This window comes from Trinickia sp. HAY1-2D, from assembly GCF_056754935.1.
The window spans coordinates 859,969-881,375 of the sequence record NZ_JBPGWX010000001.1 but is presented as its reverse complement, the minus strand read 5'-3'; the positions used below and the strand labels follow the sequence as shown (position 1 = coordinate 881,375).

The window sequence follows — 21,407 nt, the reverse complement described above, 5'->3', positions numbered from 1 at the left end:
TAGAATGCGTGTCTTCCAAAAGATAAAAAACCGAGGTGCCGCGCATGCCCTCCGATACTCTGACCAGCACGTTACGCGGACGCTATGCGCAATTCGAGCGGCTGATCAAACTCGACACGCCCGCCGGCCGTGACCGGCTCGTACCGCTCTGGGTGAAAGGCAGTGCGCGGCTGGGCCGTGATTATGAATTCATCGTGGAAGCCGCCGCGCTTCGGGACGGTCCTGAAATCGAGGCGCGCAGCTTACTGGGCCAGGCTGTCACGCTCTGGATCGGACAGACCGATCATTCTTATATTCCCATTCACGGCTATGTTCACCACTTTGCCGAATTGGGAGCGGACGGCTCATGCATTTACTATCAGTTCCGGTTTTCGTCGTGGCTGTACTTCCTGCGGTTGCGCCGTGACCAACGCGATTGGCAGGAAAAAAGCGGCGAGCAAATCATGGCCGATGTCTTCGGCGCGCATCGACAGGCGTCAGCGCACACCTCCTACCGTTTCGATCTGCGCGAGCCGATGCCGAGGTATTCCTACCGCATGCAGTGGGAATCCGACCTGAACTTCGTTTACCGCAGCATGGAAGAAGCCGGCGTGTTCGGGCGCTTCGAGTTCGCCGACGATGGGAGCTCGCATACGTTGGTCATCATGGATGACGCTTTTCGGCTGCCGCCGCTCAAGAAGGAGGTCGTCCGGACGAGTCGCGCGGGCGAGGGAGAGGAGTTCGACGGGTTCGTCTCGTTGCGCGAAAGGGTCCAGCTACAAAGCGCCCGGCTCACCGCCAATACGTTCGACTATAAACAGCCGAGCCTCGATAAGAGCGTCGTCGGCGCCACCGCTGCGCCGGACGGGCTGCCCGCTGACGGCGAGGTGTACGACTACACCGGTGCTTATACCTGGGCGACCCCCCAAGACGGCGAGCGCCATGTGCGTGCTCGTGTCGAGGCGTGGGAGTCGCAGATTCAGCGCTTCGATGCCGTGGGCGCGTTGCGGTGCGCCATGCCCGGCCACTGGTTCAAGCTGGCGCGAGGCGCTTTGCACGATAGCAGCTCGTCGGACGACGAATATCTGATGCTCGGTGTCGATTGGTCGATCGGCAACAACGTGCCGGGTCTCGACGGCTATCCCGCACTCGAGGGTAGCTTACGCGACGAGCTTGCGACGCGGGCCGCCACCCGGGGCGGGTCGGTCGTCAAGCATATGGATGGAGCCGAGGGTTTTTTTCAGGTGAAGGTCGAATTGCAGCGGCGCCACACTCCATTTCGCTTGCCTCGGGAGCACGCCAAGCCGCCAATGTCGCTGATGAATGCGACCGTCGTGGCCATCCCGGGAGAGGAAGTTTTCACCGACCAGCTGAACCGCGCGCGAGTGCACTTTCCCTGGTATCGAGACACGCAGGCTTCCTGTTGGGTACGCGCGGCATTTGCCGACGCCGGTGCCCAGCGCGGCGCCGTTCATCCGCTGCGCGATGGCGACGCGGTGCTTGTCGATTTTGTCGGCGGGGATTGCGACCGTCCCGTGATCGTTTCGCGCGTCGCGGGAGGCGAGACGGAACCGGTGTGGCATACCTACGGCCTGCTTTCCGGCTATCGATCGAAGGAATATGGCGGCAGCGGGTACAACCAATTGGTACTCGACGACTCGACCCGGCAAAATCGCGTGCATCTCTACTCGAGCAGCTACCGGACGCACCTGCATCTCGGTTATCTCATCGAGCACGAGAACAATACGCGGGGTGCTTATCTGGGCAGCGGGTTCGATCTGAAATCCGATGCGTACGGCGCACTGCGCGCGGCACGAGGACTCGTCGTGTCGACGCATCCTACGTCCGCCGCGCAGCCGCTCGATGTCACGGCGGCGGGCGAACAGCTTGCGAGCGCGCGGCAAGTTGCCGATCTTGCCTCGCAGGCCAGCGAGACGAATCACGCGGAAAGTCTCGAGGAGGGGCTCCGCGCGCTCGATCGTTTCGCGCAGGCGACGCGCTACCGCAGCGCAGGCGGTTCCGCCGGAGGCCGCACCGCGGGCGGCGGCACGGGAACGGCCAACAGTTTCGCGACACCCGTCATGTTGCTTGCCAGCCCCGCAGGCATGGGGCTGTCCACGCAGGATTCCCTGCAGGCTACCGCGAATCAACAGGTGAACGTGGTCAGCGGCCAAAGCACGCATGTTGCCGCGGGCAAATCGTTTCTCGTCAGCGCGATGGAGAAGCTCAGCCTGTTCGTGCAAAACGCCGGGATGAAGCTGTTTGCGGCCAAGGGCAAGGTCGAGATCCAGGCGCAAAGCGATGCCATCGCGCTATCGGCGCTCAAGGATGTAACGATCACGAGCACGGACGGGCGGCTCGTGTTGTCGGCCGAGAAGGAAATCTGGATCGGGGCCGGCGGCTCTTATATCCGGATCACGCCGGATCTGATCGAGAACGGCACGCCGGGCCAGATTCTCGAGAAATGCGCGAGCTGGGACAAGCCGGGTGCTGCGTCGATGCGCGTGCCGGCCGGGCTATCGAGCACCGCGAAGAGTTGCGCCTGGAAAATGAGCGGCGCCGCGGCCGATAGTGCCTCGATGGTGGAGCTTGGGTGACATGACCTATCCGAATCTGTACGCGCCTGCTTCCGATACCACAGGACCGGCGACCGTCGAGACCGCAGTCGTTGCGTTATTGGGTTATTTCCGGCGGCATCCAGATCTGCAGTGCTTGCTATTGGTCGATCCGCAACCGCGGGAATTGCCCGTATCGGGCAAAGGTAAGCCTTCGCTTGCGGAACTGCCGCGTGTCCCATTGCCGATCGAGCATGATGCGTTTGCTGAGCATCACCGCCCCTACCTGTTGGTGCTCGATCCCTCGGCGAGTCATTTCGACACATGGCTCGCCGAGAGCGTGCGCATTGCACTCTCGGACCGGCGCCCGGACGCCATGGCGCGTGGCCCTGGTCAGCGCATCGGCGGTTGGCTCGCGACCTCCGCGTCCGCCGAAGACCTCGCACAGCATTTGTCGCGCCATGTATTGCAGACGAACGACCGTGGCGCAACGTGCGCGCTGCGCTTTTACGACTCGCGTGCTTTTGCGCTGTTGTGGCCCATGCTCTCGCTGATGCAGCGAGAGACGCTGCTGGGGCCGGTGAAGGTTTGGCATGGGTTCGACGCCGGTGCTCGACTGAGGGGCCACGCAGGTCTGTATCCGCCCATGCTCGAGCATCTGATGCTCAAGCCCGAGCAGTGGGCCGCCATCCGTCGCCACGGTGTCGTCAATCGCGCACTCGCACTGCACAGTAATGCCACCGGCCGGCAACCTGATCCGGACGACGTTGAAGCCGCGGTGGCGGCCGCGGTCCGTGCCGAACACTATGGGCTCCACGAGCGTGACGACCGGCTCGCCTTCATCGGCCATGCGCTCGACTGGCATCCGTATTTCGACTCGCATCCGCGGGTCATCCAGGCGCTTGGCGAAGTATCGGCCGATCGCTTCTATACGGCAGCGGCGAGCGAGCTGACGGAGCAAGAAATCGACGAAATCCGCGGCGGTGCGTGGTGCGCCGGATATAACAAGAAGAACGGAACGAGGGTATGACAGAACAGATGAAGTGCGACAACTGCGAGAAGAGCGGTCTGCCGATCCTGCCTGTGCGTTATGCGGTGGTGCCGAAGACGGCTGGCGCGAAGCTGCCGCCCGGCATTACGGGCAAGGGCATGACCGATGTCGCATTACAGGAGCATCAGTACGGCCTGCGTACGCTGCGCGAGGGGTGGCTGTTCATATTCTACGAACGTGGGGCGCGCGGGAGCCATTACTGGCAGGTTTACCGCGTCACGCCGGACGGGCGTCTATGGAAGCAGGACTTGCCGCTGCCACGCGAGCCGCGCACGCATCCGGCCTGCGCAAAAAAGGGCATTGCGGTGCAGATGGACATGATCGCCATTGAACAGCCGCACAAGTGCGGCAAGGTTTGGTTGGCGTTTTCAGAGCACGCGTGGCACGACGATATCTTGCGTCAGTACGCGAGTAACGCGAGCTTGCGCGCGCAGCGTATGCAGTCGATCGAACCGGCCCAATGGATCGGGTCCGGTACCGATCCGCATGGTCATGCAGTACTGGCCACCCAGGCTTCCGTCGACGACGTGATCGAATACATGCCCGGGTTCGATCCGAAGTTGCTCAATCCTCCCCGTGTGCCGCTCTCCAACGAGACGGGCTGGTACGAGCAGACTTTCCTTGCACGCGTGGCAACGCGCTACCCGCTTTCGATCCGTCAGGCGACGCCTGATTCGGCCAGCGCTCAGCTCGTCAAGCTCATGCATACCGTGGGGGAGATCGGCCACGATAAATCGCATCCGCCGATGTTGCTCGCGCTGTGGGATGGCATTGGGGCGGTGCACGAGCTCAACGGTTCCCGTAACGACGCCGGAAGTATGTTGTCGGTCTATGTTCGGGAGCGGGCGGCGCAGGTCGACGCGATGCAGTCGATCGATGAAGCCGAGATCATCGTGCGCAACGGAGCGGTTGCATCGAAGAGCCGGATGCGCTCTGCCTTGCAGGCGGGATGGGAGGCGATGAAGCAGACGCCCTATGCCGGCGATGGATTCGTGCCGATTGCGCCGCTTGTTTCGCCGGCCGAACAGGCTGCATCCGAGAGGCGTATCGAAGCGGCGGGCGAGATCAATCCGGCGGAGGCCCGCCGCATTGGCGATGCGGCTTGGCCGAAATACCGCGACAAGCTCAATACGATAAAGCTCGAGCTGTTTCAGAGGTATTTTGCATCGCTTCAGCGAGATATCGTCCAGTTGCAGGCGAAGCGTGCCGCCGATGTCGAAGCATGGTTGAAGGCACCCCTTTTGCTTGCGACGCTGCACGATTATAGCGAGACCGATATCGCGGACGGTATTGCGTTCGATGGCGTAGTGGCCGAGGCGATCACGGGACTGCCATCGGAAGACAAGGGCGAGGAGATTGTCGATAACCTCGTGAAGCAGACGGACCCGACGCAAGCCTCGAGTCTTGTTTGGCGCGCGTTTGCCTATAACCAACGGGAATCGAAAGCGGAGCTCAAGGAACTGCTCGCCCAGGCGACGGCGTACCGCGCGCCACTGGGCGAAGAAGCCGCGGAGTGGGCAGAGAAAGTAGCCAAGGTGCTGGAAAAGTTGAAGGCGTTTCCGGAGCTGCGCGAGAAGATCGGGGAAGTGGATGAGCACGCCATGCCGGTTTCTGCCACTGAGGCGGCGCTCAAGAAGTACCACACCGATCGGTTGGTCGTGACCACGGGTAACGCACTGTTCAAATGGACCGGCGTTGGCAAGGTTGGCGACTGCGCGGGTGAGTATTTGATCCGTGCGGTACTGCTGATGCGAGTGGGCGTCAGTAAGGACGATACGGTCAAGCTCGTTAAGGAAGCAGTGAAGACGGAGCCCGCGCTGCGCGCGAAATTCGAGCGGAGTTATGCGGCGCTCAGGAAGACGGGCGTGCCAGCTAAGAGCGCGTTCACGCAGGCGATGCAGGATTTGGCGGCCGATGAGCGTGGACAGATCATGCGGGGGCGCTGGAATGCGGTGAAGGTGACGCATGTAGGGGAGGAAGCGGCGACCGGGATTCGGCTCGGAGGTGTGCTCGCGATCATCGAGGTTTTTTGCTTTGGAGCGGCGCTCGCGAAGATCGATAAGAGCGGGCAGGACTATGCGCTGCTGGTGGCGAGTGGGTTCTCGGCGACATCGGCGTGTCTCATTTCGTCGACTAAGGCAATGGCTGCGATGGCTCAGAGTGCGGAGAACACGCTTCGGAACCTTAAGGCGGTTACGGGGTACTTTGGGGGTATTTCTGCACTAATTAACACGATAGTCGATGTTGAAAAAACGGCAGACGGAGTTGCTAACCGGAAGTTCTCCAACGCGGTGCTCTATTTTGTGAAGACGTTGTTTGACATCGGTACAGCTTCCGCTAACCTACTAACCGCTTTGTCATCTTCGGCACCGCTAATCGCGCGGATTGCTGGGCAACGGGTGGCGTGGTTGGGAAAAGTCGGAGCTGGAATTGAAGGCGCCGCGGCGAGAGTGGAGGCTCTGGCGGCAGGCAGAGCGGTGGACGTCGCGGTGACCGCAGCCATGAATGCCGCGGCGGAAGAGGCAGGCGTCGTAATTGGCGAACGTGCCACCCTACTGCTGCTGGGGCGTGCTGTGCTGTATCTGTCGGGATGGGAAGTGGCGATTGTAATCACGGTGATCCAACTGCTGATCGCCTACTGGGAGGACAACGATCTGCAATCCTGGCTCGAAAAGTGCGCGTTCGGTAAATTGCCAAACTCACCGCCATGGACCGCCGGCAAACAGCACGAAGGATTCGAAAAGGCTCTGAAGGCCGTGGGCCTTCAGGTTGAGGGAGCGAAGGAATGACGAAGCAAGCGACTCAGGGCAACGCTCAGCTTCTGCGAGGCCGCATCCGGAACTTGCGCAAGAAGCGGTGTCGACGGGACTTTGTCTTCACGGCAAATGACCGGGCGAATATGGGCGTGACGGCCATTGCAGCTGGCTTGGCAGGCCTCGGTGGGGTCGCGGCCGGGTTGGGGGGAATGGCTATGGATACCACCGAAGAAGCGGATCTTCTCGAATTCGAACTCGAGGGCAAGGCGGTTAAGGCCTGGGTGTGGGTGTCGGTGTTCAATGAGGGTGACGACGTTGAGGTTGTTGCAGAACCCGACGGCAACGGTTGGCTGGGATACGGTATCCGTCGCGTGAGCGATCGCATTGTCGCGTTACACCCACATTGCAGCCGAGGACGATATGCGCACTATAAGGCGTCGTTTTCTTGGTCTTTAAAGATTATTGGAACGCTTTTATTAGTGGCTTGGGTATTGCAAGCGATTGTAGCTTACTTCAAGTCATTGCCAACCGAAGACATTCTTGCCTTGACATTGGTAGTGCTGGCGGGCAGTGCAATTGGGGCCGCAATTTATGGCGTAATCGCGTTTAGGATTTCAAGGCGCTTTATGGGTTTTGTGCATCTCGCAGAAGGCATCTTCCAAGTCTTTGGCTGGCCAAACGTCGAGCATATCGACCTACCCGCGATTACAAAAAAGACCAAGAAACCCAGTGATCCGGGCGCGCTCGGCGTCCTGTACTTCCGTTACTGAAACGGTATGACGGAAACCACTCAGAGCAACGTGAAGCTGTTATACGGCCGAGTCCGGAACCTACACACGAAGCGGTGCCGTCGCGATTTCGTCTTCACGGCAAGCGATCGCACCAAGATGGGCACGACGGCCATCGCAGCCGGCCTCGCCGGACTCGGCGGCGTCGCGGCCGGGTTGGGCGCAATGGCGATGGATACAACGGAAGAGGCGGATCTTCTCGAATTTGAGCTCGACGGTAAGCCGATTAAAGCGTGGGTATGGGTCTCCGCATTCAAGGAGGGAGACGAAGTTGAGGTTGTGGCCGAGCCTGACGGCGACAAGTGGCTAGGATACGGTATTCGCAGTGTGAGCAATCGCATTGTCGCCCTGCATCCACATTGCAGCAGGGGACGCTACGCGCACTATAGAGCATCATTCCTATGGTTTCTCAGGATCGTAGGATGCCTTATTCTTGCAACCTATCTAATAGTTGCCGCGGTATCGTATTTCTCCGGGGATTCATTGCGAGATTTCGTCGCATTTGCTGCGGCTTTGATACCTGCCATGTTGATTTCGGCAGCAATATTTGGTGCTATCGCCTATAGGATTTCTCGGAAATATTTCGGATTTGTTCAACTTGCAGAGGGAATTTTCCGCGGTTTCGGTTGGCCGAACGTCAAGCACATTGACCTGCCTGCGCTCACAAAAAGGAGCAAGACGCCGGGTGATCCTGGCGCTCTCGGTGTTCTCTACTTCCGGTACTAGATTGTATGTGCAACGAGGGCGTTAAAAGCAGCGCACAATCGCAACTCTTACGTGGGCGCATTCAGAACTTGCGTAAGAAGCAGTGCCATCGGGATTTCGTCTTTGCATCGAGCGATCGCGCCAACATGGGCGCCACGGCCATCGCTGCGGGTCTGGCGGGACTGGGCGGCGTCGCCGCAGGGTTGGGCGCAATGTCGATGGATACGACCGAGGAAGCCGATCTTCTCGAGTTCGAGGTTGACGGCGATCCGGTGAAGGCTTGGGTGTGGGTTTCGGTCTTCAACGAAGGCGACGAGGTCGAGGTCGTTGCCGAGCGAATAGGCGAAGTAAGGACGATACGGTCAAGTTCGTTAAGGAAGCAGTGAAGACGGAGCCCGCGCTGCGCGCGAAATTCGAGCGGAGTTATGCGGCGCTCAGGAAGACGGGCGTGCCGGCTAAGAGCGCGTTCACGCAGGCGATGCAGGATTTGGCGGCCGATGAGCGTGGACAGATCATGCGGGGGCGCTGGAATGCGGTGAAGGTGACGCATGTAGGGGAGGAAGCGGCGACCGGGATTCGGCTCGGAGGTGTGCTCGCGATCATCGAGGTTTTTTGCTTTGGAGCGGCGCTCGCGAAGATCGATAAGAGCGGGCAGGACTATGCGCTGCTGGTGGCGAGTGGGTTCTCGGCGACATCGGCGTGTCTCATTTCGTCGACTAAGGCAATGGCTGCGATGGCTCAGAGTGCGGAGAACACGCTTGCGAATCTCAAGGCGATCACCGGGTACTTTGGGGGTGCTTCGGCGTTGATCGGTGCGGTCGTAGACGGACAAAAGTTCGCGAGCAATGCAAGCGAGGGCAAGATACCTCTTGCCGCTGCCTACCTCATCAAGAGCACCCTCGGTATTGCGGCGGCAGGGGCGAATCTGTTGACCGCCATGACATCTTCCGCGCCGTTGATAGCACGGATCGCCCGCGGGAAGACGGCTTGGCTTGGAAAGGTGGGCGCAGGAATTGAGGGCGCGGCGGCACGAACGGAGGCGTTAGCTGCGGGCAAGGCTGTAGGTGCCGCGGTGACTCTTGCCATGGATGCTGCCGCCGAAGAAGCCGGCGTTGTAATTGGCGAGCGTGCCGCATTGCTATTGCTAGGCCGTGCCGTGCTGTACCTCTCTGGGTGGGAAGTGGCGATCGTCCTCACAGTGATCCAACTGCTGATAGCCTATTGGGAGGATGACGACCTGCAATCCTGGCTGGAGAAGTGTGCCTTCGGCAAATCACCGAATTCGCCATCTTGGCCCGCAGGCAAGCAGCACGAAGGATTCGAGAAAGCCCTCAAGGCTGTCGGCCTTCAGACGGAAGGAGCAAAAGAATGACAAAGGAAGCGACTCAGGGCAATGCACAGTTATTGCGCGGCCGCATTCAAAATCTGCGCAAGACGCGCTGCCGCCGGGATTTCGTCTTTACGGCAAGTGATCGCACCAATATGGGTGCGACGGCGATTGCGGCTGGCTTGACTGGGCTCGGCGGTGTTGCAGCCGGGCTGGGCGCAATGGCAGTGGACACGACCGAAGAGGCAGATTTGCTCGAATTTGAACTCGGAGGCAAGGCGGTCAAAGCCTGGGTGTGGGTATCGGTTTTCAAGGAGGGCGATGAGGTTGAGGTGGTGGCTGAGCCTGACGGCGACGGCTGGCTGGGGTATGGGATCCACCGCATTAGCGATCGTATCGTCGCCCTACATCCGCATTGCAGCCGTGGACGCTACGCACATTACCGAGCCTCCGCGCGTTGGTGGCTTAGGATTTCGGCCGGGTTCTTGCTCTTTATGTACGTCCTAGTATCCGTGCTAGCGTTGCTGCAGTCCGTGCAGAACTGGACGGGAATCGTTCAGGCAGGCGCGTTGGGTGGGGCGGGCCTCGTTCTAATATTCGCGTTCATTGCTTTTCGGGTTTCGAGAAAATTTTCAGGTTTCGTTCATTTAGCCGAGGGCATATTCCAAGTATTCGGCTGGCCGAACGTAAAGAACATAGATTTACCTGCGCTCACGAAAAAGACAAAGAAGCCCAGCGATCCGGGCGCGCTCGGCGTGCTGTACTTCCGGTATTGAAAGAGAATGAAGGAAGGCATTCTGGGCAATGCAATGCTGTTACGCGGCCGCATTCAGAGTCTGCGCAAAAAGCGGTGTTGTAGTGACTTCGTCTCTACGGCGAGTGATCGGGCGAGCATGTGTGCAACTGCCGTCGGAACTGGCTTGGCGGGCCTCGGCGGCATCGCGGCGGGACTGGGTGCCATGGCGATGGACACGACCGAAGAGGCGGATCTTCTTGAGTTCGAGCTCGATGGCAAGCCGATCAAGGCTTGGGTATGGGTATCCGTTTTTAACGAAGGCGACGAGGTAGAGGTTGTCGCTGAACGAGATAGCGACGGCTGGCTGGGATACGGCATCCGCCGCCTTAGCGATCGTATCGTTGCGCTGCATCCCCATTGCAGTCGCGGACGCTACGCGCACTATCGTGCGTCCCTTTCATGGTTCGTGAAGATCGTCGGTAGCATTTTGATAATGACCTCCTTGTTAGGCGGAATAGTTGCCTTTGCCAAGTCCTTACCCGCGTCGGATATCGGGGCGCTAGTGTTAGTTGGCCTCGCGGGCGAGTTGCTGGGAGCGTTCATCTTAGGTGTCATAGCTTTCCGGATCAGCAGTCGATTCATGGGCTTCGTACGCCTCGCCGAAGGAATATTCGATGTATTCGGCTGGCAGAACGTCCGGCACATCGACCTACCAGGCATCACAAAAAAGGGGAAGAGGCCGGATGACCCTGGCGCGCTCGGCATTCTATATTTTCGCTACTGAAGGGACGCAACAGCCTGATGACGAATGATCTGAGCCGAAGGACGCTCCAACTGTTACGCGGTCGCATCCGCAACCTGCGCACGGTGCGATGCCGCCGCGACATCGTATTTACGGCAAGTGATCGCACCAACATGGGCGCGACGGCCATCGCGGCGGGCCTGACCGGTCTCGGCGCAGTTGCGGCCGGGTTGGGCGCGATGGCGATGGACACGACCGAAGAGGCGGATCTTCTTGAGTTCGAGCTCGACGGCAAACCGGTCAAAGCTTGGGTGTGGGTATCGGTGTTCAAAGAAGGGGATGAGGTGGTGGCTGAACCAGATGGCGATGGATGTCGGGGCTACGGCATTCGACGCATGAGCGATCGCATCGTCGCTCTGCATCCGCATTGCAGTCGAGGACGCTACGCGCATTACAAGGCGTCCTTCTCCTGGTTCGTCAAAATTGTTGGCGGACTTTTATTGGCCGCGTTCGCGATAGAAATGTTAGTGGCCGTTACGAGGGGTCTAACCTCGCAGGATTTAGGCATCTTTGCACTACTTGCAATTGCCGGAGGCCTTCTCGGGGCCCTAATTCTGGGAGGCATAGCCTACAGAATCTCGAGCCGGTTCATGGGCTTCGTGAGATTAGCCGAAGGCATATTCCAGGTGTTCGGCTGGCCAAACGTCAAGCACATCGATCTGCCTGCGCTCACAAAAAAGACTAAGACGTCGGGTGATCCCGGCGCTCTTGGTGTTCTGTACTTCCGTTACTAACACCGAATGAAAAAACCCCCTGAAGGCAACGCACAACTGCTACGCGGCCGTATTCGGAATCTACACGAAAAGCGGTGCCGTCGGGATTTCGTCTTTGCATCAAGCGATCGTACCAACATGGGCACCACGGCCATCGCTGCGGGTCTGGCGGGACTTGGCGGCGTCGCTGCGGGGTTAGGCAATATGGCGATGGACACAAGCGAAGAGGCTGATCTCCTCGAGTTTGAGCTTGACGGCAAACCGGTCAAGACTTGGGTGTGGGTATCGGTGTTTAAAGAAGGGGATGAAGTGGAAGTCGTCGCTGAGCCCGACGGTGACGGCTGGCTGGGGTACGCTATCCGCCGCATCAGTGATCGCATCATCGCCCTACACCCGCATTGCAGCCGGGGACGCTACGCGCACTATCGCGCTTCGTTTTCATGGTTTCTCAAGATCTTTGGGTGTATTCTCGTCGCAGCCTATTTAATACTTGCCGCAATATCGTACTTTTCTGGCGACTCGTTAGCCGACTTCGGAGCACTCGCTCTCGGAGTGGTGCCGGGTATGCTGCTCTCGGCAGCGATATTTGGCGTAATTGCCTACCGGATATCAAGGAAGTATTTCGGATTTGTTTGTCTCGCCGAAGGCATTTTTCGGGCCTTCGGTTGGCCGAACGTAAAAAACATAGATTTACCCGCGCTCACGAAAAAGACCAAGCAGCCCGATGACCCCGGCGCGCTCGGCCTCCTTTACTTCCGTTACTGAGACATCATTCACCATGATCGACCTGATTCGCCTCGACGACGATACTGACCACGGCGGGAAAGTCATCACCGCCTCGACGACTATGCGTTTCGACGGGCGTTTCGTGGCCCGTAAGGGCGACGAAGTCTCGTGCCCCGGTAATCCCCCCGCTTTTAACGCGAGGCAGAAGTAGAAGCTATGCTGCGGCCATGAGCCGCTGTTTCGGCGTCATGCCGCCCAGGCCCATGTTAGGGCGCTCGTGATTGTATTGCCACATCCATTCCGTCGCGAAGTGCTGCACGTGCGCGAGGTCGTCCCAGTAGTACTGCGATAGCCATTCATAGCGCACCGTACGATTGAATCGCTCCACGTAGGCGTTCTGCTGCGGCTTGCCCGGCTGGATGTAGTTCAACGCTATGCCATGCTTGGCTGCCCATTGCGTGATTGCGTCGCTCAGGTACTCCGGGCCGTTATCGCACCGTATCGCCATCGGCTTTCCCCGCCAGTCAATGATCTGCTCCAAGGCGCGGATGACGCGCGCAGATGGCAACGAGAAGTCGATCTCGATTCCCAATGCCTCGCGGTTGAAGTCGTCGATCACGTTGAACAGCCGGATACTTCGGCCATCCTTCAACTGGTCGTGCATAAAATCCATCGACCACACCGCATTCATCGACGCCGGAACGATCAACGGCTCCGGTGCCTGCCGTACGAGCCGCTTGCGCGGCTTGATGCGCAGGTTCAACTCCAGTTCCCGGTAAATCCGGTACACGCGCTTATGGTTCCAGCCGAAGCCCTTCACGTTGCGCAGGTACAGGAAACACAGCCCAAAGCCCCAGTTGCGATGATTGTGGGTCAGCCGTAGCAGCCAGTCGGCAATCTGCTCGTTCTCCGCACTGCGCTGCCGCTCATAGCGGTAGCACGTCTGGCTTATGCCAAATGCCTCGCATGCAAGCCGTATCGACACACCCCGGCTCGCTACTGCTTCTCTGGCCATCTCGCGGCGGGTAGATGGCCTCAGTCTTTTTTTGCTAGCGCCTCCGCGACGATCTCCGCCTTGAGCTTCTCTTCGACGTACATCTTGCGCAGTCGCGCGTTCTCCGCTTCCAGCTCCTTCATCTTGGCCATCAGCGGCACGTCCATCCCGCCGTACTTGCCGCGCCAGTTGTAGAAGGTCGCCGTGCTAATGCCCAGCTCCCGGCAAATCTCCGGTACCGCCACGCCAGCTTCCGCGCGCTTGAGCGCCTCCATGATCTGGCTATCCGTGAACTTCGACTTCTTCATTGCGTAGAACTCCCTTTGCTGGAAATTCTACTTCTGATCCCGCTTACTGGACGGGAGGATTACCCCCCAAGCATCCTGACGTGAAGCCCAACGTAATCCTCGAGGGCGATGCTTCGATGACTGACGATGGGGTGCCGATCGCGCGACACGGACACAAGGCAACGTGCGGCTGTATCCTGATTTCGAGCGCGGCGGCTTCTGCATAACCGCCTTCGATCATCGCCAGCGAGCCATTGCCGCACTAACGCGCCGACTTCGCCCGCGATCATCCATCGAGCGCACGACGTTGATTCTCCAAGGACTACGAATGCCACGATATGCCGCATTCTTGCGAGGTGTGAGTCCGATGAACGCCAAGATGCCCGAACTGAAGCGCTGCATCGAGAACGCCGGTTTCGATGACGTGCGAACACTTCTTTCGAGCGGCAACGTCGTTTTCTCGAGCCGCGGGGCCTCCGCGTCGCGGCTCGAACAAAAGCTTGAAGCAGCGATGGCGGACGGGCTGGGACATGCCTTTTATACGATCGTCCGTCGTGTCGATGAACTCAACGAGATGTTGGCTGCGGATCCGTATGCGCCATTCGAACTGATGCCTGGCGCGAAACGGGTAGTGACATTCATGCGCATACCGCACTCGGTGGACATCGACTTGCCGGTGGAATTCGACGGCGCCCGCATCCTTGCAGTGGCCGAGCGAGAGGTTTTCAGCGCCTACGTGCCGAGTCCGCGAGGACCCGCCTTCATGGCTCTGATTGAAAAGACCTTCGGCAAGAACGTCACCACGCGCACCTGGGACACCGTCAAAAAATGCGCCGCGGCATAAGGCGCGCGGCGCAGCCGATCAAATCGCCCTACGTCGCGCCCTTAGCCCGAACTGCACGTTTCACCGCCTACTGCTTACGGCCACGCCGACGATAGCCATGCGTGGCGCGCAGCAGGCTGCGCGTATAGTCGCTTGCAACCCGCCCGGCGCGAACATCCTCAACACCCAACTGCTCAACGATCTCGCCGTTATGCATCACGGCCACGCGCTGACAAAGAAAACCAACGACGGCGAGGTTATGACTGACGAGGATCATCGTCAGCTCGCGTTGCCGATGCAGCCGGTGCAGCAAGTTGAGAATTTCCGCCTGAACCGATACATCGAGTGCTGACGTAGGCTCATCGAGCAAGAGCACGCGAGGCTCGAGAATCAGCGCACGCGCGATGGCGACGCGCTGACGCTGCCCACCCGAAAGCTGATGCGGGTAGCGAAAGCGAAAGGCGGGCCCGAGGCCGACTTCGGCCAGCGCCCGCGCGATCCGCTGATCGGCGTCCGATATCCGATGGATGGCGAGCGGCTCGCGCAGCGTTTCATCGACGGTAAAACGCGGATGTAGCGAAGCGTACGGGTCCTGAAACACCATCTGCACGTCGCGCCGAAACGCGCGGTCGACCTTGCCCGCGGCGACAACCCGCGTATCGATCGACATGCTCCCGCTCGCAAGCGGCACGAGACCGGTCAGCGCACGCAGCAGCGTCGATTTTCCCGAGCCCGATTCACCGACGAGCCCGAACGCTTCACCGCGCGGGACCGAGAAGCTTGCTCCGCGCACCGCATCGACGTGGCCCGTGCGTGTGGGAAAACGAATGGATACGTCGCGGAGCTCGATCATCGTCCGCTCTCCGTGAGCCAGGCCGGGTCGCGTTGCAGCACCGGCAATTCTCCGACGGGATGCGCGAGCGTCGGACTGGCCGCAAGCAAGCCGCGCGTATACGGATGCGTGGCATGAACGAGTTGCGACGCGGCACAAGTCTCGACCACGCGCCCGGCGTACATGACGGCAACACGGTCGCAAAACGACATGACGAGCGGCAGATCGTGGCTGATGAAAAGGAGCCCGGTACCATGGCGCGCGATCGTTTCGTCGAGCACGGCAAGCACCTGCATCGAGACGGCCACATCGAGCGCCGATGTGGGTTCGTCGGCAATCAAGAGCCGCGGGCCCGTCGAAATCATCATGGCGATCATGACGCGCTGCCCCATGCCGCCCGAAAGCTCATGCGGATAAGAGGCCGCGACGCGTGCGGGATCGCGAATATCGACGGCGTGCAGCGCATCGATAATGCGCGCGCGCAAAGCGCGTCGTCCGAGCCCGCGTTCGCGCAGCCGAAACGTCTCGGCCATCTGACTCGCTACCGTCATCGTCGGATTCAGCGAATATTTCGGGTCCTGCAGCACCATGCCCATGGCAGCGCCCGCGAGCCGGCGCCGCTCGCGCGCGGACATCGTCAGCAGATCGCGCCCTTCGAAACGCATGCTGCGCGCGGTGCACTGCGCGCTCGCGGGCAGCAGCCCGAGCAGCGCGCGTCCCGTCAGCGACTTGCCCGACCCCGATTCGCCGACGATGCCGAGCCGTTCGCCCGCGGCAAGCGTCAGCGAGACATCGCGCACGGCATCGACGAGGCTGCCGTCATGGCCGCGAAACGCAATCCGCAATCCGTCGATTTCGCAAAGCGGAGCCCGCGAAGCGTTCGCGATATCGGCCATCTCAGTCTCCATGGCGAGGATCGAAGACATCGCGCAGCCCGTCGCCGAGTAGATTGAATGCGAGGCTCACCAGGAGAATGGCCCCGCCCGGCAGCGTAGCGACCCACCATGCATCGAGCAGCACGTTGCGTCCCGAAGCGACCATGAAGCCCCACTCGGGGCTAGGCGGTTGCGCGCCAAGGCCCAGAAAGCCGAGCCCGGCGACAGCGAGCACGACGCCGGCCATATCGAGCGTCGCGCGTACGATGACAGACGACATGCAAAGCGGCACGACGTAGCGCAGCACGATGCGCGGCTCCGAAGCACCTTGCAATCGCGCGGCATAGATGAAATCGGCGTGGGCAATGCGCAGCGTTTCGGCGCGCGCGAGGCGCGCATAAGCGGGCCACGCCGTGATCGAAATGGCGACGACGGCATTGACGACTCCGGGCCCGAGCGCGGCCGCAAAGGCGAGCGCCAGCACGATCTTGGGAAACGCGAGCGCCATATCGGTGATTCGCATGAGGACGCGATCGACGAAACCGCCGCAAAAGCCCGCGGTGGTGCCGATCAAGAGGCCGATGGGAACAACGATCGATACGACGAGTACGGCGATGCCGAGTGTCAGACGCGAGCCTGCGATCAGCCGCGAAAGAATGTCGCGTCCGAGTTGATCGGTGCCGAGCCAATGCGAGGCGCTGCCGGGCGGCAGCAGGCGATCGGAGAGGACTTGCCGCAACGGATCGTGCGGCACGATGAAGGGGCTAGCCGCCGCCACAATGCCGAGCGTGACGAGAATCGCGAGCCCGATCATGTTCAGCGGATTCGCCGCAAAGCGCCGCCAGCGCCGATACGCGAGCCCGAGCGAGGCTTGCGCGCGCGATTGCGGCGTATCGACGAGCAACCATTCGCGCACCGACCGCGCGGCGGCGGGTAGAGTCGGTCGATCGGGAGAAGAAGCCATATCGAATAGAAGGCGAAAAAGGCAAAAACAGCGGTGTCGCGTCAACGGGCACGCGGATCGAACACGCGATAGAGCGCATCGGTCAGCAGATTGACGAAGATGAACATGACCCCGATGACGAGCGTGCAGCCGAGGACGGCGTTCATGTCCGCATTGAGCAGCGCACCGGTCAGATACGAGCCGATACCGGGCCACGCGAAGACGATCTCGGTCAGCACGGACCCTTCGAGCAGATTGCTGTAGGTGAGCGCGATGACGGTCAAAAGCGGCACGGCGATGTTGCCGAAAGCGTGGCGCCAGATCACGCGGCTTTCCGGCAGGCCTTTCGCGCGCGCCGTGACGATGTATTCCTGATTCAGTTGATCGAGCATAAATGAGCGCGTCATGCGGCTCAGATAGGCGACCGAGTAGTAGCCGAGAATGGCGGCCGGCAAGGCGATATGCGAGATTGCATTGCGCAGGACGTCCCATTCGCCCGCCAGCGCGGCATCGAGCAGCAACGAGCCGGTACGCGGGTCGACCATGCCGTCGTACAGCGGGTCGAGCCGGCCCGGTCCACTCACCCAGTGCAGCCGCGCATAAAAGAGCAGCAGCCCCATGAGACCGAGCCAGAAGATCGGCACCGAACTGCCGATGAGGCCGATGAAGCGCGCGAGATGATCGATCGGCCGGTTGTGCCGGACTGCGGCAACGACCCCGAGCGGCACGCCGAGTGCGATGCCGATCAACGTCGCGAGCGTGGCCAGCTCCAGCGTTGCGGGGAATACGCGTTTGATGTCTTCGAGTACCGGGTTGGCGGTCAACAGCGAAATGCCGAGGTTGCCGTGAAGCACGTCGCGCGCATAGATGAACAACTGCGTGGCAAGCGGCTTGTCCAGGCCCAGCGCGATACGCTCGGCTGCGTAGGCGTCGGCCGATGCACGGTCGCCAAGCACGGCGAGCACCGGATCGATCGGCACTTTGCGGCCGATGATGAAAGTGAGCGCAATCAGGCCTACGAACGTAATGGCGAGCGTGATCGCCCAGCGCGCGATGCGCAACGTCCAGCGCACCGCCGGCCTTCGCGCGGGGAGTGTGCGTAGCGCTTCAAGCCGGGTGCGAGACGAAAGCGGCGTGGACATGATGGGAGAATTCAGCGCTTCCTGAGATTGCGGTACGACACGAGGTCGTTGATTGGCCCGACTTCGAGCCCGCTCACACCTGGAGCGGTCGCGACCTGCGCCACCTTCTGGAACATGATGACGAAGGGCGACTGGCTCAGCAGCGCTTTTTGCATCGCTTGATAAAGCTGTGCCCGTTTCTCGGTCGAGGGCTCGGCAAGCGCCTTTTGCGTCTGCTCGGTCAATTGCGGAATATCCCATCCATTGCGCCAGGCAAGCATCTTGTAGCTCGACTTGTCGGAGTTATCGGGATTCCACGCGAAACCTTGTGCGTTGCTGTGCGGATCGATGTAGTCGGCAGACCAATCGCCAATGTAGATGTCGTGCTGGCGCGCACGATACTTGGCGAGCGTTTGCTTGTTGTCGCCAGGGATCAACTGGACCTTGATGCCGGCCTGCGCGAAATTTGCCTGTATGGCCTGCGCGACTTCCGTGTAGGGGTAATCGTTGCGCACATCCATCGTCACGGAAAAGCCATTTGGTACGCCTGCTTTGGCGAGCAGTGCCTTGGCCTTCGCGACATCGAGCCGATAAGGGTTTATATTCAGCGCCCCAAGAAATCCCTCGGGCAGGAATGTCTGATGAACTTTGTAAGTCGTCTTCACAACATGGCTTTGGATACCTGAATAATCGACGAGGTACTTCAGCGCTTCTTGTACGTCCGGTTTCGCGAGCGTGGGATTCTTCGTATTCAGGCCGAGGTAGAGCAGGGTGACCTGGGGCGAGGGCGTGACCTTTGCTTTGCTGCTTGTTCCCACGGCGGCGAGATCGTCAGGGCTCAGATCGCGCGCGGCGTCGACATCGCCGCTTTCGAGCATGAGGCGTTGAGTGGCCGCCTCGGGCACGTGACGCAGCACGATGCGCTTCATGGCGAGCGGCAAGCGGTAACCGTCGAAGCGTTGCAGCACGATGCTGTCGCTTGCGGTCCATTTGACGAGCTTATACGCGCCCGAGCCCGCTTCATGAGTGCGCAGCCAGCCGTTGCCGAAGTCGTTGCCTTGCTGATGCGAGAGCAGCAGTTTCTTGTCGACGACGGAAGCGGGCCAGGAGCCGAGCACATTCAACACGAACGTCGGTGCGTATTTCTGGTCGGTCGTGATCGAGACCGTGGAATCGTCGATCGCTTTCACTTTCCCGATCACATTCTCTTTCGTGAGTCCGATGCCCGTGAGTACGGCTGCCGGACCCTTGTCGAGCTGTACGGCGCGCTGGATCGACCAGGCAACGTCGTCCGCCGTGAGCGGATTGCCCGAATGGAACTTCAAGCCGGGGCGTAGCTTGAACGTGAACGTCAGCCCGTCAGGACTCACTGTCCACGATTGCGCGACGTCGCCGTTGAATTTCGACGGGTCGGCCAGATCGACGCGAACGAGGCGGTCATAGGTGTTCGCGGCATACTCTTCTGGCACGAGCTCGTAAATTTCGCCGGGATCGAGGGTGGTGAATTCGTCCAGCAGCGTGGCCATGACGAACATATCCTTCGGCGTTGCAGCCCGAGCGTCGACCGGTGCGGTCAATGACAAGCCGATTGCGAGGCATACCGGGAGAAAGATCGCGGGCAGTGCCGCGGTGGACTTGGGCAACCAGTGTTTCATGCGCGCTCCCAATTGAATGGCCTGCTCCGTCGAACGTAGTTATTTCTTCAATGTCCGGTAAGACGTCAGATCGTTGATGGGGCCAACTTCCGGCCCGGTGACGCCGGGGCGTGTAGCCACCTGAACGACTTTTTCGAACATGATGATAAACGGCGAATGGTCGAGTACCTGCCGCTGCAGGGCGGCATATCGCTTCGCGCGTTGCGCAGGCGCCGGTTCGACGAGCGCTGCCTCCGTTTCGGCGGTCAGCTGCGGAATGTTCCAACTGTTGCGCCACGCCAGCATTTTGTACTTCGATTGATCGGAGTTGTCCGGATTCCAGGCGAAGCCGCGCGCATTGCTGTTCGGATCCATGTAGTCGGACGACCATTCGCCGATGAAGATATCGTGCTGACGCGCGCGGTACTTGCCGATCGCCTGCTTGGCGTCGCCGGGGATCAGCTTCACTTTGATGCCGCCTTGCGCGAAGCTCGCTTGCAGCGCTTGCGCGATTTCCACGAACGGGTAGTCGTTCGGCATGTCCATCGTCACTTCGAAGCCATTCGGCAGGCCTGCTTTTGCGAGCAACATCTTCGCCTTGGGCACGTCCAGACGGTACGGGTTCGCATCGAGCACCCCGAGAAAACCGTCGGGCAGAAAGGTTTGATGCACTTTGTAAGTGGTACTGACGATATTGCGCTGAATGCCGTCGTAATCGATGAGCCATTTCATGGCCTGCTGCACTTCAGGCTTCGCCAGATTCGGGTTTTTCGTATTCAGGCTCAGATAGAGCAATGCCGAAGCGGGCCACGACGCCACATGGATCTTGCCCGCTTTCGAAAGCGCCGCGAGGCTGTCGGGGCTCAGATTGCGCGCGGCGTCGGCGTCGCCGTTTTCGAGCAGCAGCCGTTGCGCCGAGGCTTCGGGCACGTGACGCAGCACGATGCGCTTCATGGGATACGGGGCGCGGTAATCGTCGAATCGCTGCAGCACGAGACTTTCGTTCGGCGTCCACTTGACGAGCTGGTAGGGCCCGGAGCCGGCGTCGTGGGTCCTGAGCCATGCGCTGCCGGCGTCGCCGTTTTGTTCGTGCGAAAGCAGCAGCTTCTTGTCGAGAATCGAGCCGGGGCCCGCGCTCAAGACGTTCAGGACGAAGCTCGGCGCATATTTGCGATCGGTCTGCAGCGTCACGGTCTGTTCGTCGATCTTTCGAACCTGCTGCGTGACGTTTTCTTTGGTGAGGCCAAGATCGGCCAATACGCCGGCCGGACCTTTGCCGAGCAGCACGGTGCGTTGCAGCGACCATGCGACGTCGTCGGCCGTGACAGGATTGCCTGAGTGGAATTTGACGCCAGGGCGCAGCTTGAACGTATATGTGGTGCCGTCGGCACCGACACTCCACGACTGCGCGAGCTTGCTTTCGAACTTGGAGGGGTCGTGCAGATCGATCTGCACGAGCCGCTCATAGACATTTGCCACGTATTCAGACGGCACGAGCTCGTAGATTTCGCTCGGGTCCAGTGTCGTGAACTCGCCGATTTGCGTGGCGATCACGAAGATGCCGGGCGGCGTGGCGGCATGAAGCGAGGTAAGGGGCGTCAGTGCGGCAATCGCCGCCGTGACGACGAATTTCGACAGCAAATGCTTCATGCGGACTCCATCGGAAAAGGGCGATGGGCTCCGCGGCGGTGATGGCAGTGACAGCCGCGCGCGGAGCGCAAGACCGTCATCGTACCGCGTGGCGAACTCGGTTCAATTTA

18 protein-coding genes and 3 pseudogenes are annotated in these 21,407 nt (G+C 60.4%); 14 read left to right on the top strand and 7 right to left on the bottom strand.

Annotated features, from left to right (window positions below):
* The first annotated feature begins 44 nt into the window (after positions 1–44).
* The 12 genes and pseudogenes from ACR9ZC_RS03880 to ACR9ZC_RS03825 all read left to right on the top strand — a co-directional run.
* On the top strand, positions 45–2,576 hold the full coding sequence (locus ACR9ZC_RS03880) for a type VI secretion system Vgr family protein (RefSeq protein WP_481579202.1): 2,532 nt from the start codon (positions 45–47) through the stop codon (positions 2,574–2,576).
* A 1-nt stretch (position 2,577) separates the two neighbouring features.
* On the top strand, positions 2,578–3,564 hold the full coding sequence (locus ACR9ZC_RS03875) for a DUF4123 domain-containing protein (RefSeq protein ID WP_481579201.1): 987 nt from the start codon (positions 2,578–2,580) through the stop codon (positions 3,562–3,564).
* Positions 3,561–6,374 (top strand): T6SS effector BTH_I2691 family protein, encoded by a 2,814-nt coding sequence (locus ACR9ZC_RS03870; protein WP_481579200.1) that lies wholly within the window; start codon positions 3,561–3,563, stop codon positions 6,372–6,374. The genes ACR9ZC_RS03875 and ACR9ZC_RS03870 overlap by 4 nt, the downstream gene beginning before the upstream one ends.
* Positions 6,371–7,111 (top strand): putative type VI secretion system effector, encoded by a 741-nt coding sequence (locus ACR9ZC_RS03865; RefSeq protein ID WP_481579199.1) that lies wholly within the window; start codon positions 6,371–6,373, stop codon positions 7,109–7,111. Before ACR9ZC_RS03870 ends, ACR9ZC_RS03865 begins: the two co-directional genes overlap by 4 nt.
* Before the next feature lie 6 nt (positions 7,112–7,117).
* A complete protein-coding gene (locus ACR9ZC_RS03860) occupies positions 7,118–7,855 on the top strand; it encodes a putative type VI secretion system effector (RefSeq protein WP_481579198.1) in 738 nt (245 codons plus the stop codon).
* A 5-nt stretch (positions 7,856–7,860) separates the two neighbouring features.
* Positions 7,861–8,169, top strand: a pseudogene (locus tag ACR9ZC_RS03855) (putative type VI secretion system effector); the annotation flags it as partial.
* Positions 8,170–8,216: 47 nt separating this feature from the next.
* The gene (locus ACR9ZC_RS03850) at positions 8,217–9,206 is read left to right on the top strand and encodes a T6SS effector BTH_I2691 family protein (RefSeq protein ID WP_481579197.1); all 990 of its coding nucleotides are present in this window, start codon (positions 8,217–8,219) and stop codon (positions 9,204–9,206) included.
* Positions 9,203–9,937 carry a putative type VI secretion system effector gene (locus ACR9ZC_RS03845; RefSeq protein WP_481579196.1) on the top strand — a complete coding sequence of 245 codons (735 nt, stop codon included), beginning with the start codon at positions 9,203–9,205 and terminating at the stop codon, positions 9,935–9,937. The genes ACR9ZC_RS03850 and ACR9ZC_RS03845 overlap by 4 nt, the downstream gene beginning before the upstream one ends.
* A 6-nt stretch (positions 9,938–9,943) precedes the next feature.
* Positions 9,944–10,681, top strand: a complete 738-nt coding sequence (locus ACR9ZC_RS03840) for a putative type VI secretion system effector (RefSeq protein WP_481579195.1) — start codon at positions 9,944–9,946, stop codon at positions 10,679–10,681.
* Between the two features lie 17 nt (positions 10,682–10,698).
* Complete coding sequence (locus ACR9ZC_RS03835; RefSeq protein WP_481579194.1) at positions 10,699–11,433, top strand: putative type VI secretion system effector; 735 nt, start codon at positions 10,699–10,701, stop codon at positions 11,431–11,433.
* A 6-nt stretch (positions 11,434–11,439) separates the two neighbouring features.
* The gene (locus ACR9ZC_RS03830; RefSeq protein ID WP_481579193.1) at positions 11,440–12,177 is read left to right on the top strand and encodes a putative type VI secretion system effector; all 738 of its coding nucleotides are present in this window, start codon (positions 11,440–11,442) and stop codon (positions 12,175–12,177) included.
* Between the two features lie 13 nt (positions 12,178–12,190).
* Positions 12,191–12,322, top strand: a pseudogene (locus ACR9ZC_RS03825) (PAAR domain-containing protein); the annotation flags it as partial.
* Positions 12,323–12,352: 30 nt separating this feature from the next.
* On the opposite strand, the gene ACR9ZC_RS03820 reads toward ACR9ZC_RS03825, so the two are convergent.
* A protein-coding gene (locus ACR9ZC_RS03820; RefSeq protein ID WP_481579192.1) for an IS3 family transposase occupies positions 12,353–13,440 on the bottom strand; the annotation gives its coding sequence in 2 pieces (ribosomal slippage) (positions 12,353–13,179 and positions 13,179–13,440; 1,089 coding nt in all).
* Between the two features lie 65 nt (positions 13,441–13,505).
* On the opposite strand from ACR9ZC_RS03820, the pseudogene ACR9ZC_RS03815 reads away from it, so the two are divergent.
* Positions 13,506–13,646, top strand: a pseudogene (locus ACR9ZC_RS03815) (PAAR domain-containing protein); the annotation flags it as partial.
* 101 nt (positions 13,647–13,747) lie between these two features.
* Positions 13,748–14,263 carry a DUF1697 domain-containing protein gene (locus tag ACR9ZC_RS03810; protein ID WP_481579191.1) on the top strand — a complete coding sequence of 172 codons (516 nt, stop codon included), beginning with the start codon at positions 13,748–13,750 and terminating at the stop codon, positions 14,261–14,263.
* Positions 14,264–14,330: 67 nt separating this feature from the next.
* On the opposite strand, the gene ACR9ZC_RS03805 is transcribed toward ACR9ZC_RS03810, so the two are convergent.
* From ACR9ZC_RS03805 to ACR9ZC_RS03780, 6 genes are all read right to left on the bottom strand, one after another.
* On the bottom strand, positions 14,331–15,095 hold the full coding sequence (locus ACR9ZC_RS03805) for an ABC transporter ATP-binding protein (protein WP_481579190.1): 765 nt from the start codon (positions 15,093–15,095) through the stop codon (positions 14,331–14,333).
* Positions 15,092–15,982 (bottom strand): ABC transporter ATP-binding protein, encoded by an 891-nt coding sequence (locus ACR9ZC_RS03800; RefSeq protein WP_481579189.1) that lies wholly within the window; start codon positions 15,980–15,982, stop codon positions 15,092–15,094. Before ACR9ZC_RS03800 ends, ACR9ZC_RS03805 begins: the two co-directional genes overlap by 4 nt.
* Complete coding sequence (locus tag ACR9ZC_RS03795; protein ID WP_481579188.1) at positions 15,972–16,913, bottom strand: ABC transporter permease; 942 nt, start codon at positions 16,911–16,913, stop codon at positions 15,972–15,974. Before ACR9ZC_RS03795 ends, ACR9ZC_RS03800 begins: the two co-directional genes overlap by 11 nt.
* A gap of 41 nt (positions 16,914–16,954) precedes the next feature.
* Complete coding sequence (locus ACR9ZC_RS03790) at positions 16,955–18,034, bottom strand: ABC transporter permease (protein ID WP_481579187.1); 1,080 nt, start codon at positions 18,032–18,034, stop codon at positions 16,955–16,957.
* 11 nt (positions 18,035–18,045) lie between these two features.
* Positions 18,046–19,548, bottom strand: a complete 1,503-nt coding sequence (locus ACR9ZC_RS03785) for an ABC transporter substrate-binding protein (protein WP_481579709.1) — start codon at positions 19,546–19,548, stop codon at positions 18,046–18,048.
* Positions 19,549–19,707: 159 nt separating this feature from the next.
* Entirely contained in the window at positions 19,708–21,297 is a 1,590-nt protein-coding gene (locus tag ACR9ZC_RS03780) for an ABC transporter substrate-binding protein (protein ID WP_481579186.1), read from the bottom strand.
* Between the last annotated feature and the right edge of the window lie 110 nt (positions 21,298–21,407).

Bases quoted from the DNA above. Each gene is read 5' to 3' on its own strand.
- ACR9ZC_RS03880 (WP_481579202.1), top strand. From the start codon at position 45: ATGCCCTCCGATACTCTGACCAGCACGTTACGCGGACGCTATGCGCAA.
- ACR9ZC_RS03875 (WP_481579201.1), top strand. From the start codon at position 2,578: ATGACCTATCCGAATCTGTACGCGCCTGCTTCCGATACCACAGGACCG.
- ACR9ZC_RS03870 (WP_481579200.1), top strand. From the start codon at position 3,561: ATGACAGAACAGATGAAGTGCGACAACTGCGAGAAGAGCGGTCTGCCG.
- ACR9ZC_RS03865 (WP_481579199.1), top strand. From the start codon at position 6,371: ATGACGAAGCAAGCGACTCAGGGCAACGCTCAGCTTCTGCGAGGCCGC.
- ACR9ZC_RS03860 (WP_481579198.1), top strand. From the start codon at position 7,118: ATGACGGAAACCACTCAGAGCAACGTGAAGCTGTTATACGGCCGAGTC.
- ACR9ZC_RS03845 (WP_481579196.1), top strand. From the start codon at position 9,203: ATGACAAAGGAAGCGACTCAGGGCAATGCACAGTTATTGCGCGGCCGC.
- ACR9ZC_RS03840 (WP_481579195.1), top strand. From the start codon at position 9,944: ATGAAGGAAGGCATTCTGGGCAATGCAATGCTGTTACGCGGCCGCATT.
- ACR9ZC_RS03835 (WP_481579194.1), top strand. From the start codon at position 10,699: ATGACGAATGATCTGAGCCGAAGGACGCTCCAACTGTTACGCGGTCGC.
- ACR9ZC_RS03830 (WP_481579193.1), top strand. From the start codon at position 11,440: ATGAAAAAACCCCCTGAAGGCAACGCACAACTGCTACGCGGCCGTATT.
- ACR9ZC_RS03810 (WP_481579191.1), top strand. From the start codon at position 13,748: ATGCCACGATATGCCGCATTCTTGCGAGGTGTGAGTCCGATGAACGCC.
- ACR9ZC_RS03805 (WP_481579190.1), bottom strand. From the start codon at position 15,095: ATGATCGAGCTCCGCGACGTATCCATTCGTTTTCCCACACGCACGGGC.
- ACR9ZC_RS03800 (WP_481579189.1), bottom strand. From the start codon at position 15,982: ATGGAGACTGAGATGGCCGATATCGCGAACGCTTCGCGGGCTCCGCTT.
- ACR9ZC_RS03795 (WP_481579188.1), bottom strand. From the start codon at position 16,913: ATGGCTTCTTCTCCCGATCGACCGACTCTACCCGCCGCCGCGCGGTCG.
- ACR9ZC_RS03790 (WP_481579187.1), bottom strand. From the start codon at position 18,034: ATGTCCACGCCGCTTTCGTCTCGCACCCGGCTTGAAGCGCTACGCACA.
- ACR9ZC_RS03785 (WP_481579709.1), bottom strand. From the start codon at position 19,548: ATGTTCGTCATGGCCACGCTGCTGGACGAATTCACCACCCTCGATCCC.
- ACR9ZC_RS03780 (WP_481579186.1), bottom strand. From the start codon at position 21,297: ATGAAGCATTTGCTGTCGAAATTCGTCGTCACGGCGGCGATTGCCGCA.